General features: G+C 70.1%; 10 protein-coding genes. 7 read left to right on the forward strand and 3 right to left on the reverse strand.

The annotated features are described in order from the left end of the window. Nucleotides 1-42 precede the first annotated feature (42 nt). Both mrdA and rodA read left to right on the forward strand, forming a co-directional pair. On the forward strand, nt 43-2256 hold the full coding sequence (gene mrdA / locus TR48_RS23205) for a penicillin-binding protein 2 (protein WP_042370459.1): 2214 nt from the start codon (nt 43-45) through the stop codon (nt 2254-2256). Further along, nucleotides 2244-3449, forward strand: coding sequence for a rod shape-determining protein RodA (gene rodA / locus TR48_RS23210; RefSeq protein ID WP_042370461.1), 1206 nt, complete (start codon nt 2244-2246; stop codon nt 3447-3449). Before mrdA ends, rodA begins: the two co-directional genes overlap by 13 nt. Before the next feature lie 579 nt (nt 3450-4028). On the opposite strand, the gene TR48_RS23220 is transcribed toward rodA, so the two are convergent. Beyond that, a complete protein-coding gene (locus TR48_RS23220; protein ID WP_042370466.1) occupies nt 4029-5036 on the reverse strand; it encodes an adenosine deaminase in 1008 nt (335 codons plus the stop codon). Between the two features lie 114 nt (nt 5037-5150). On the opposite strand from TR48_RS23220, the gene TR48_RS23225 reads away from it, so the two are divergent. Beyond that, nucleotides 5151-7079, forward strand: coding sequence for a TIGR03960 family B12-binding radical SAM protein (locus tag TR48_RS23225; protein ID WP_042370468.1), 1929 nt, complete (start codon nt 5151-5153; stop codon nt 7077-7079). A gap of 76 nt (nt 7080-7155) precedes the next feature. Here TR48_RS23225 and TR48_RS23230 read toward each other — a convergent pair whose 3' ends face one another. Continuing rightward, entirely contained in the window at nt 7156-8304 is a 1149-nt protein-coding gene (locus TR48_RS23230) for a GDSL-type esterase/lipase family protein (protein WP_084729676.1), read from the reverse strand. 157 nt (nt 8305-8461) lie between these two features. Continuing rightward, nucleotides 8462-8827: a VOC family protein gene (locus TR48_RS23235; RefSeq protein ID WP_042370470.1), complete on the reverse strand. Its 366-nt coding sequence runs from the start codon at nt 8825-8827 to the stop codon at nt 8462-8464. Nucleotides 8828-8920: 93 nt separating this feature from the next. Here TR48_RS23235 and TR48_RS23240 point away from each other — a divergent pair, with 93 nt between their 5' ends. The 4 genes from TR48_RS23240 (at nt 8921) to TR48_RS23255 (ending at nt 10994) form a co-directional block, all read left to right on the forward strand. Beyond that, complete coding sequence (locus tag TR48_RS23240) at nt 8921-9439, forward strand: CGNR zinc finger domain-containing protein (RefSeq protein ID WP_042370472.1); 519 nt, start codon at nt 8921-8923, stop codon at nt 9437-9439. Between the two features lies 1 nt (nt 9440). After that, on the forward strand, nt 9441-9683 hold the full coding sequence (locus TR48_RS23245) for a type II toxin-antitoxin system VapB family antitoxin (RefSeq protein ID WP_042370475.1): 243 nt from the start codon (nt 9441-9443) through the stop codon (nt 9681-9683). After that, nucleotides 9659-10093: a PIN domain-containing protein gene (locus TR48_RS23250; RefSeq protein WP_052442913.1), complete on the forward strand. Its 435-nt coding sequence runs from the start codon at nt 9659-9661 to the stop codon at nt 10091-10093. The genes TR48_RS23245 and TR48_RS23250 overlap by 25 nt, the downstream gene beginning before the upstream one ends. A gap of 97 nt (nt 10094-10190) precedes the next feature. After that, on the forward strand, nt 10191-10994 hold the full coding sequence (locus TR48_RS23255; RefSeq protein WP_042370476.1) for a TIGR03936 family radical SAM-associated protein: 804 nt from the start codon (nt 10191-10193) through the stop codon (nt 10992-10994). Nucleotides 10995-11362: the final 368 nt, after the last annotated feature.

Raw genomic sequence — 11362 nt, forward strand, 5'->3', positions numbered from 1 at the left:
TCGACCACCTGAAGAACCAGCGGAAGCCAGGAGGGGAACCCCGTGGGCAACATCCCGGAGACGGGCCGCACCCGGAAGATCACCGGCCGGCTGCTGGTGCTCCAGGTACTGGTCCTCTCCCTGCTCGGCACGCTCGGCGGCCGACTCTGGTACCTGCAGATCCGCAACGGAGCCTCCTACGAGCAGCAGGCCTCGTCCAACCACATCCGCTCGGTGGTCGTCCCGGCCGTGCGCGGTGAGATCCTCGACGCCAACGGCGTGCCGCTGGCCACCAACACCACCAAGCTGGTCGTGTCCGTCTCCCGCACCTCGTTGATAAGCCAGAAGGACGGCGGGTTGGCCGTGCTGACCCGGCTCGGCCAGGTGCTCGGCATGAGCACGGAGCAGGTGAAGGACAAGGTCCGGCTCTGCGACGCGAAGACCCCGGCGCCCTGCTGGAACGGCTCGCCCTACCAGCCGATCCCGGTGACCCAGACGGCCACCACCCAGCAGGCCATGCAGATCATGGAGCGCCAGGAGGACTTCCCCGGCGTCACCGCCACCCCGGCCGCCGTGCGCACCTACCCCGCGCCCGACAAGGCCAACGCGGCGCAGATACTGGGTTATCTCTCCCCGGTCACCCAGGACGAGATCAACGCCGCCACCGACGCCAGCGGCAAGTCCTCGCTGTCGCCCTCGGACCAGGTCGGCCGCGCGGGTCTGGAGTTCCAGTACGACAAGTACCTGCGCGGCGACAACGGCACCAGCAACCTCGAGGTGGACAACCTCGGCCGGGTCATCGGCACGGCCGGCGGTAACGCCGCGGTCCCCGGCGACTCGGTGGTCACCAGCCTCGACGCGCGCATCCAGGCGATCTCCGAGCAGCAGCTCCAGCAGGCGCTGCTCACCCTGCGAAAGACCTACGACCCGGTCACGCACGAGAACTTCAAGGCCGACTCGGGCGCCGTGGTCGTGATGAACGTGCACACGGGCGCGATCATCGCCATGGCCAGCGCCCCGACGTACGACCCGAACATCTGGTCCGGCGGCATCTCCGCGAAGGACTACGCCGCGCTGAACAGCACGGCCTCCGACTACCCGATGCTGAACCGGGCGATCCAGGGCCAGAGCGCACCGGGCTCGACCTTCAAGGTGGTCAGTACCACCGGTGCCCTCAACGCCGGCTACGGCTTCGACTCGACGTTCCCCTGCACCTCGTCGATGACCATCGGCGGCCGCGTGTTCAAGAACTTCGAGGGCGAGAACTTCGGCGCCATCAACCTGTCGAAGGCCCTCGAGGTCTCCTGCGACACCGTCTTCTACAACATCGCCTACCAGCAGTGGATGAAGGACGGCGGGACCAAGCCGAAGAACCCGAAGGACTGGCTGTACAAGACGGCCCACCAGTTCGGCCTCGGCACCCTCACCGGCGTCGACCTGCCGGGCGAGGTCAAGGGCCGGGTGCCGGACCGTCAGTGGCACGTCGACTACTACAACGCCATGAAGGACGTCTGGTGCCAGCAGGCCAAGACGGAGACCGACGCGTACCTCAAGGCCATCGCCACCGAGGACTGCGCGGACTTCGCCACCCTGCGAGCCGGTGACGAGGTCAACTACGCGATCGGCCAGGGTGACACGCTGGTCACCCCGATCCAGATGGCCAGGATCTACTCGGCGCTGGCCAACGGCGGCACGCTCTACCAGCCGGAGCTGGCCAAGGCGATCGTCAGCCCCGGCGGCAAGCAGGTCCAGATGATCAACCCGGTGGTCCAGGGCCACCTGCCGGACACCCCGCAGATGATCAGCTACATCGACCAGGCCACCGCCAACGTCATCACCACCGGTACCGCCGCCTGGAAGTTCGGCGGCTGGCCGCAGGACAAGATCCAGCTGCACGCCAAGACCGGTACCGCGGAGGTCGTCGGCAAGCAGACCACGTCCTGGTTCGACACGTACACCAAGGACTACGCGATCGTGATGACGATCTCCCAGGGTGGTACGGGTTCGGGCGGTTCCGGTCCGGCCGTGCGCAACATCTACAACGCGCTCTACGGCATCCAGGCCGACAACTCCGTCGACCCGAGCAAGGCGATCCACCCGCCGGCGCAGAAGCAGCTGCCGACGTTCCACGCGGACGGCACGGTCACCAGCCCGGTCGACTACACCGTGCAGCTGCCGCCGCTGGCCTCCACCCCGGACCGCCAGGCCCCGGTGCTGCCCGCGTTCGACATCGCCGCCCTGGCCCCCGAGAGGAGGGCCGACGGATGGCTGGCCTGACGAGCCCGAGCTGGTCCGCCCCGCGCTACAAGCCACGCCGGGAGGGCATGGGGCGGCTGCTGGAGCGGGACTCCCCGTTCCGGCGGATGGACTGGATCCTGGTGCTGGCCGCGCTCGCGCTCTCCGGCATCGGCTCGCTGCTGGTGTGGTCCGCGACCCGCTCCCGGGTCGAGATCAACCACGGTGACCCGCAGTACTTCCTGGTCCGGCACCTGGTGAACCTCGCCATCGGCATCGGCCTGTGCACGGGCGTGGTGCTGCTCGGCCACCACCGGCTGCGCACCGCCGTGCCGTTCATCTACGGCCTGTCGATCCTCGGCGTCCTCGCCGTCCTCAGCCCGCTGGGCTCGACGGTCAACGGCGCGCACTCGTGGATCGTCCTGGGCGGCGGCTTCTCCATGCAGCCCTCGGAGTTCTGCAAGATCTCCATCATCCTGATCTGCGCGACGATACTGTCCGCGCGCGTCGACGCCGGCGAGATGGCGCGGCCCGACTCCCGCTCGATCCTCCAGGCGCTGGGCCTCGCGGCGGTGCCGATAGGCATCGTGCTGATGATGCCGGACCTGGGCTCGACCATGGTCATGGTCGTCATCATCCTCGGCCTGCTGCTCAGCTCCGGCTCCTCCTCGCGCTGGCTCGCGGGCCTGACCGTGGTCGGCGCGATCGGGGCCGCCGCCGTGGTCCAGTTGCACATCCTGAAGCAGTACCAGATCGCCCGGTTCGCGGCCTTCGCGGATCCGACGCTCGACCCGGCCGGCGTCGGCTACAACACCGCGCAGGCCCGTATCGCGATCGGCTCCGGCGGCCTGCTGGGCAAGGGCCTCTTCCACGGCACGCAGACCACCGGCCAGTTCGTCCCCGAGCAGCAGACGGACTTCGTCTTCACCGTCGCGGGCGAGGAGCTGGGCTTCGTCGGCGGCTTGGTCATCATCGGCCTGCTCGGCGTGATCCTGTGGCGCGCGTGCCGGATCGCCCGTGAGGCGACGGACCTTTACAGCACGGTCCTGGCGGCGGGCGTGGTGACCTGGTTCGCCTTCCAGGGCTTCGAGAACATCGGGATGACGCTCGGGATCATGCCGGTCGCCGGCATCCCGCTGCCGTTCGTCAGCTACGGCGGCTCGTCGATGTTCGCGATCTGGATCGGCATCGGCCTGTTGCAGTCGGTGAAGATACAGCGCTCGATGGCGGGCTGACGCCCGGGCAGGGGGAGAGCCCGGGGTAGTGCAACGGAGCGCATCCCGCGCGGCACGGCATGCGCCTCGGAACTCCCGTGGCCCAGGCGAGCGAGAATCGGTCGCCTGGGCCACGTTGCGCCAGAGGCAGCAGAAGTGCCACGAGGAGAAGCACTGCAAGTGCCCGCCCGGCCCTCGCGGCCCCAAGGGCGCTGCCGGTCCCAAGGGCGCTGCCGGTCCCAAGGGCGCCGCGGGCGCGAAGGGCGCGACCGGCCCGGCCGGGCACAACGGCGCCACCGGCGTGACGCGTGCCGCGGGGGCGACCGGCCGCTGGGTCACCATCGACTCGGACGTCCACGGCGACTACCTCTGCACTGCCCTGGTCGGTGGCGCCCCGGGCCACGTGGACGTCGGCTCTGCGAAGATCAACCCGGCCCCGGCGGGCACCACGACGTGGACCACCCCGGCCTTGCGGCCGGCGTCTCGGCCTGTGGCGTTTCCCTGGCGGACCAGGGCAACTCGATCCTCGTCAGTGCGATCAGCACCACCGGCACGGTGAACCGGACGGTCTGCGCCTTCGCCGCCGGGGCGAGCCCCGTCTCAGTCCTGTCCCGGGAACCGGTACGCCTCGACCTCGGTCAGCAGCCGCTTGCGCCGCTCCTCGTCGTCCTCCAGGAAGGACGCCTCGAAGGAGTTCCGCGCCAGCAGCCGCAGCTGGTCGTTCGTCAGCCCCAGGGCCGTACGGACGCCGTCGAAGTTCTCGTCCACGTATCCGCCGAAGTGCGCCGGGTCGTCGGAGTTGACGGTCACCAGCAGCCCGGCCGCGAGCATCGCGGGCAGCGGGTGGTCGGCGAGAGTGTCCACACAGCGCAGCCGGACGTTCGAGAACGGGCAGACGGTCAGCGGGACCCGGTCCCGCACCAGCCGCTCGACCAGCTCCGCGTCCTCGATCGCACGGATGCCGTGGTCGATCCGCTCGACCCGCAACACGTCCAGAGCCTCCCAGACGTAGTCCGGGCCGCCCTCCTCGCCCGCGTGGGCGACCAGCCGCAGGCCTGCCTCCCGCGCCAGCCGGTAGACGTCCGCGAACTTCGACGGCCGGTGCCCGACCTCGGCCGAGTCCAGGCCGACCCCGTGGATCGCCGCGCCGAAGTACGGCCTGCAGGCCTCGAACGTCGCCAGCGCCGACTCCTGCGGGAGGTCCCGCAGGAAGCACATGATCAGCCTGGTGCTGATCCCGTGCCGCTCCGCCGCCGCGTCCAGCGCGCGCCGCAGCCCGCGCACCACCGAGTCCAGCTCCACGCCCCGCGAGGTGTGCGCCTGTGGATCGAAGAAGATCTCCGCGTGCCGGACCCCCTCCGCCTGCGCGCGGGCGAGGTAGGCCTCGGCCAGTGCCGTGAAGTCGTCCTCGGTCCGCAGCACGTCCATCAGCTGGTAGTAGAGGTCCAGGAAGGACTGCAGGTCGGAGAAGGCGTAGGCGGCGCGGAGCTGCTCCGGGTCGGCGTAGGGCAGGTCCACCCCGTTGCGGTGCGCCAGCTCGAAGGCGAGTTCGGGCTCCAGCGTGCCCTCGATGTGCAGGTGCAGTTCCGCCTTGGGGATCGGTGACACAGTGCGCTACCTCAGGAGTGAGCCGGTACGGACATTCGGGTCAAACCACTTACCTTAGTCCCTGCGGTAACCTTGAGGGTCACCCCGGCGTCCACACGAAAGTCCCTGCCTCTCATGCCTGTCGAGTCGGTCTTCCCGCGCCTGGAGGCCCTCCTCCCGCACGTCCAGAAGCCGATCCAGTACGTCGGCGGCGAGCTCAACTCGACCGTCAAGGACTGGGACGCCTGCGATGTCCGCTGGGCTCTCATGTATCCGGACGCGTACGAGGTCGGCCTGCCCAACCAGGGCGTCATGATCCTCTACGAGGTCCTCAACGAGCGCGAGGGGGTTCTCGCCGAGCGCACCTACAGCGTCTGGCCGGACCTCGAGGCGCTGATGCGCGAGCACCGCGTCCCCCAGTTCACCGTCGACGCCCACCGCCCGGTCAAGGCCTTCGACGTGTTCGGCCTGAGCTTCTCCACCGAGCTCGGCTACACCAACATGCTCACCGCGCTTGACCTCGCCGGCATCCCGATGCTCGCGGCCGACCGCACCGACGAGGACCCGATCGTGCTCGCCGGCGGCCACGCGGCGTTCAACCCGGAGCCGATCGCGGACTTCCTCGACGCGGCCGTCGTCGGCGACGGCGAGCAGGCCGTCCTCGACATGACGGAGATCATCCGCGCCTGGAAGGCCGAGGGTCGCCCCGGCGGCCGCGACGAGGTGCTGCTGCGCCTCGCGCGCACCGGCGGCTTCTACATCCCGCGGTTCTACGACGTCGAGTACCTGCCGGACGGCCGCATCGCCCGCGTCGTCCCCAACCGCCCGGGCGTGCCGTGGCGCGTGTCCAAGCACACCGTCATGGACCTCGACGAGTGGCCCTACCCCAAGCAGCCGCTGGTGCCGCTGGCCGAGACGGTCCACGAGCGCATGTCGGTGGAGATCTTCCGCGGCTGCACCCGCGGCTGCCGCTTCTGCCAGGCGGGCATGATCACCCGCCCGGTGCGCGAGCGCTCCATCACCGGCATCGGCGAGATGGTCGAGGCGGGCCTCAAGGCCACCGGCTTCGAGGAGGTCGGCCTGCTCTCGCTGTCCTCGGCCGACCACACCGAGATCGGCGACATCGCCAAGGGCCTGGCCGACCGCTACGAGGACGACAAGGTCGGCCTCTCCCTGCCGTCGACCCGGGTGGACGCCTTCAACATCGACCTCGCCAACGAGCTCTCCCGCAACGGCCGCCGCTCGGGCCTCACCTTCGCCCCCGAGGGCGGCAGCGAGCGGATGCGCAAGGTGATCAACAAGATGGTGTCCGAGGAGGACCTCATCCGCACGGTCGCCACCGCGTACGGCAACGGCTGGCGCCAGGTGAAGCTCTACTTCATGGCCGGTCTGCCGACCGAGACCGACGACGACGTGATGCAGATCGCCGAGATGGCGAAGAACGTCATCGCCAAGGGCCGCGAGGTCACCGGCACCAACGACATCCGCTGCACCGTCTCCATCGGCGGCTTCGTGCCCAAGCCGCACACGCCGTTCCAGTGGGCCCCGCAGCTGGGCGTCGAGGAGACCGACGCGCGCCTGATCAAGCTCCGTGACGCGATCCGCAGCGACCGCAAGTACGGCCGCAACATCGGCTACCGCTACCACGACGGCAAGCCGGGCATCATCGAGGGTCTCCTCTCCCGCGGCGACCGCCGCGTCGGCGCGGTCATCCGCGCCGTCTACGAGGACGGCGGCCGCTTCGACGGCTGGCGCGAGCACTTCTCCTACGACCGCTGGATGCGCTGCGCGGACAAGGCCTTCTCCGGCACCGGCGTCGACGTCGCCTGGTACACCACGCGCGAGCGCCAGTACGAGGAGGTCCTGCCCTGGGACCACCTGGACTCCGGCCTCGACAAGGACTGGCTCTGGGAGGACTGGCAGGACGCCCTCGAGGAGGTCGAGGTCGACGACTGCCGTTGGACCCCGTGCTTCGACTGCGGCGTCTGTCCTCAGATGCAGACCGAGATCCAGATCGGCCCCACCGGCAAGAAGCTGCTGCCGCTGACGGTCGTCAACAAGTAGCACCGCGCCCGCACCACGCAGAGCGGCCCCGCCTTCCCGAAGGCGGGGCCGCTCTGCGTGGTGCGGGCGCGGTGGGTCAGGACAGTTGAGTGAGGGTCATCGCCGAGGGGCCCTGGCCGGGGGTGTCCGTGCAGGACCAGTCGCCCGAGGGCTGGGCGGTGATCAGGGACAGGCAGTGGCCGAGGGCCTGCTGGCCGTAGGCGTTGGGGTGGAAGGACTCCTGCTCGGTGCCCTGGGTGGCGCCGGTGGTGAGAAAGCGGGCCCACTCGCTGGTCGCGGGGGAGGGCGGCTGAGTGGACGTCGCGAGCTGGTCGTGGGTGGAGCAGACCTCGTGGCCCTGGAGGGCGTTCTCGAGGTCGAGGAACTGGACGCCCTTCGCGTCCGCGACGCCGCGCAGGGCGGAGGAGATCTCGGGGATCAGGGTGTCGCGGGCCCAGTCGGAGTCGCCGTTCCAGAACGGGCATCCGCCGGTGTCGGTGCGCGACCAGCCGCTCTCCGCGTAGCGGTTCTCGCCGCTGCGGGGGATGGGGGAGGGGTAGGACTGGAGGATGATCCGGTAGCTGCCGGCCGCGTAGCCGTCGGAGGCCATCGCCGCGTTGATCGAGTCGATGGTCCTGCCGACGCTCGCCATCGCGCCGGGGAGGGCGGAGGCGATGACCTGCTGCTCGGAGGGGTTGCAGTAGCTGTACCAGATCTCGTAGTCCTCGACGCACGTGGTGATCACGTTGCTGAAGCCGAGGTCGTTGCCCCCGATCGAGAGCACGATCGTCTGGACGTCGTCGGTCGCGGCGATCTGGGCCAACTGGTCGGCCTGCGGGGCCTCGCCCTTGAAGGAGTGACCGCCGTCCGCCGCACGCAGGACGTTCGCGGTGGTGGCCCCGGAGCAGGCGATGTTGACGCGGGTGGACTGGGCGAGGCCCGGCGCGCTGTCGACCTCGGCGGTGTCGGAACGGTCGCAGCCGCTGTTGTAGGTCGGCCCGTACACGACGGTGGGGTCGTAGCCGCCGTTCACGTAGGCGCGGTCGGTGCCGTCACGGCTTCCTGAGTAGTCGTCGCTGTTGCCGAGCCAACGTCCGGCCTCGCCGGAGATGTAGCTGTCTCCCACGGAGACGACCGCGGGCGGTCCGGTCACGGCCGCATGCGCGGTGCCGCTCCCGTCGAGGAAGGCGAGAAGAAGGGTCAGGGACGCGACGCCGAGTCGCATCCCTCTGGAGGAGCCAATCATGGGTGAACTCCAGGTGAGGGTTGGGGTTCACCGGCCGGTGCGCAGAATCTGGCACACGGCTGATTGCTACCGCAAGGTAACTACGGCAATTATTTGTCGAGGGACCGTCCGGAAAGGGGCGCGTGGTATTTACGCCCCTTTCCGGAGCGAAATTCATTCAGCAGGCGCAGAGGCAGAAGGGGTGGCCGGCCGGGTCCGCGAAGACCCGCCAGGACTTGGCGCCCTCCCAGTCCTCCAGCAGCGTCGCGCCGAGCGCGAGCACCTGCTTCTGAGCGGCGTCGAGGTCGGTGACGCCGATGTCGATGTGCGCCTGTTGCGGGGTGTCCTGGCCGGGCCAGGCGGGCGCGCGGAACGCCCCGGTCTCGACCAGCTGGAAGGCGAGCTTGGTGCCGTAGTCGCCGACCAGCTCCACCCAGCCGTCGCCCTCGTCCACGACCTGTCCGCCGACCAGTTCGGCGTAGAAGGCGGCCAGGGCCAGGGGGTCGGGACAGTCGAGTGCGTAGGCGCGCAGAGTGCCGATCATGTCGTGCCTTCCGTGAGCGTTACCGCCAGAAGCGGTTTACGGGTAACTGCTGGCGTTACTGGATGCTGCCGCACAATCGGTAACATCGCAAGCATGGGAGACGCCCCGGAGCCGCTGCGGCTCGTCCAGGACCTGGTCAACACCCTCGATGTCGGGAGCGGTCAGGACGGTCTGGAGGCGTTCCTCGCCGAGGGTGTCGAGGTCGAGCGGGTGCGCGCCTTCCGGGAGCTGCTACGGCTTGTATGTATGGATCACGCCGGAATGAATATTTCTTCGGAGGCATTGGCGATATTCGAGGACTGCCTCGCTGCCGCGCCTCTGGTGCTCACGCTCGGCGGCGACGCCGGTGCGGAACTTGTCCCCGCCCCCGGACTGCCGCCGACAGAGCTGCTGTTCGCGCAGGTCGCGGCCGCCGTCGCGGTGTCCGGCAAGGACTGGCTGCGGCTTAAGGCGTGCGCCGACCAGTCCTGCCGCTGGCTTTACTACGATCGCTCTCCGGCCGGACGCGGCCGCTGGTGCAGCATGGCCGTATGTGGAAGTCGTGCGAAGATGCGCGCCTATCGGGCCAGAGGAAATGTTTCTGCAGTCTCTTCGGCCGAATATGCTCAATAGCATGGCCAAGACCCTGATCGACCTGGACGAAGAGGCCCTGGCGTTCGCAGCCGAGGTGCTCGGCACGAAGACCAAGAAGGACACGGTCAATGCCGCGCTGCGGGAGATAGGGGCACGGGCCAAGCGCGAGAGGGCTCTGGAGCAGATGATCCAGCTGTTCGAGTGCGGGGCCTTCGACGACTCCATGCAGCGCCAGGGACGCCAGGGGGGTGCGCGGGTTTGGCCGGAGCAGGCGGCTTCCTGATCCACACCTCGGCCGTCGGACGCATGATGCGCCCCGACGTGATCGAAGACTGGCGCGAGCAGATCTCCTCCGGGCAGGTCGGCGTCTGCGACGTCACCCGGCTTGAACTGCTCCGCACGGCCCGTTCCGGCGAGGAGTTCGCGCGGATGCGCGCCGGTGTCGAGGCCCTGTACACCTGGTGGCCGCTCCCCGAGAAGGCCCTGCGCCGGGCCCTCGACTACCAGGAGCGGCTCGCCGAGGACGCCGAGCGCGGGGCGCTGCGACTCGTCGGCACGGACGGGCTGCTGCTCGCGGCCACCGCCGCCCACCACGGCCTGACGCTCCTCCACTACGAAGCGGACGTGGAGACCCTCGGCGCGCTCACCGGCCTGCCCACCCGCTGGCTCGCCGAGCCCGGATCCATCCCCTGACGCGCGCGCGTACCCTTGTAGGCGCACATCCGCCCCTACTCCCGAAGGACTGAGCGCACTGGCACGCCGCACGCCCGATGGTCCGCCGCCCGCACCCGTGGTCCAGCGGATCCGTCTCCGCTACACCAAGCGCGGGCGACTCCGCTTCACCAGCCACCGCGACTTCCAGCGGGCCCTCGAGCGCGCCCTGCGGCGCTCCGCCGTTCCCATGGCGTACTCCGCCGGCTTCACCCCCCACCCCAGGATCAGCTTCATGAACGCCGCGCCCACCGGCGCCGCGAGCGAGGCCGAGTACGTGGAGCTGGCCCTCGCCGAGCACCGCGACCCGGAGCTGCTGCGCAGGCAGCTCGACGAGTCGCTGCCGCCCGGCCTGGACGTGATCGACGCCGTCGAGGCGCAGGGCAAGGACTTCATGGAGCGGCTCCAGGCCTCGGTCTGGCAGCTGAGGCTGGACGGCGTCGAGGCGGACGCCGCCCGCGCCGCCGTCGCCGGGTTCCTCGCCGCCGACGAGGTCACCGTGGAGCGGCAGACCAAGAACGGCCTGCGCAGCTTCGACGCGCGCGGCGCGGTGATCTCGCTGCAGGTCGTGGATGCGCAGGTGGACGCGGGTGCGCCCGCCCTACCGGAAAGTACGACCGATATCCCTGCAGGCCGCGCCTGTGCGATACTGCGGCTGGTTGTTCGGCACGCCACACCCGCCGTCCGACCCGACGACGTCCTGACCGGGCTTCGTGCGACGGCCGACCTCGCGCTGCCGGTCCCCGCTGGGGTGACCAGGCTGGCGCAGGGGCCGCTCGACGAGGAGTCCGGTGCGGTGACCGACCCGTTCGCGTCCGACCGCGACGCGGCTGCGGCCCTTGGAGCCCACAGTTCCGAGGCGGCCGGGCCGCAGCTCGTGTAGCGGCGATCGGTCGGCGACGCGGCGTCGCCGGCGCCCGACCGGCGCCCTGGGAGCCATCCGGGGCCGGGTCGAGGGGTGCGACCAGAAGACTTCGGCACGCCCGCGAACCTCGTGGGGGTGCCACGACGACATACGCGAGCCCCCGTGCGGCGCCCGCCTCACCGGCGCGGCGCCCGGGGGCGTGACGGGAGAACCGCCCGCATGCCCGACATCACCGACAACGAATCCAACGAACGGCGCGACCAGAGCGACACGCAGGCAGCGGCCCCCAAGGCCGCCCCGCGCCGTCGCCGCGCCGCCAGCCGCCCGGCCGGTCCGCCGACGCCGGAGGCTGCCGCCGCCGAGGCCCAGATGGCCGAGTCCGGCGC

This window comes from Streptacidiphilus neutrinimicus, from assembly GCF_000787815.1.
GTDB classification, from domain to species: Bacteria; Actinomycetota; Actinomycetes; order Streptomycetales; family Streptomycetaceae; genus Streptacidiphilus; species Streptacidiphilus neutrinimicus.

What these genes read in the sequence shown, in the direction of transcription:
- rodA (WP_042370461.1), top strand. Translation starts at nt 2,244, where the DNA reads ATGGCTGGCCTGACGAGCCCGAGCTGGTCCGCCCCGCGCTACAAGCCA.
- TR48_RS23225 (WP_042370468.1), top strand. Translation starts at nt 5,151, where the DNA reads ATGCCTGTCGAGTCGGTCTTCCCGCGCCTGGAGGCCCTCCTCCCGCAC.
- TR48_RS23230 (WP_084729676.1), bottom strand. Translation starts at nt 8,304, where the DNA reads ATGATTGGCTCCTCCAGAGGGATGCGACTCGGCGTCGCGTCCCTGACC.
- TR48_RS23235 (WP_042370470.1), bottom strand. Translation starts at nt 8,827, where the DNA reads ATGATCGGCACTCTGCGCGCCTACGCACTCGACTGTCCCGACCCCCTG.
- TR48_RS23240 (WP_042370472.1), top strand. Translation starts at nt 8,921, where the DNA reads ATGGGAGACGCCCCGGAGCCGCTGCGGCTCGTCCAGGACCTGGTCAAC.
- TR48_RS23245 (WP_042370475.1), top strand. Translation starts at nt 9,441, where the DNA reads ATGGCCAAGACCCTGATCGACCTGGACGAAGAGGCCCTGGCGTTCGCA.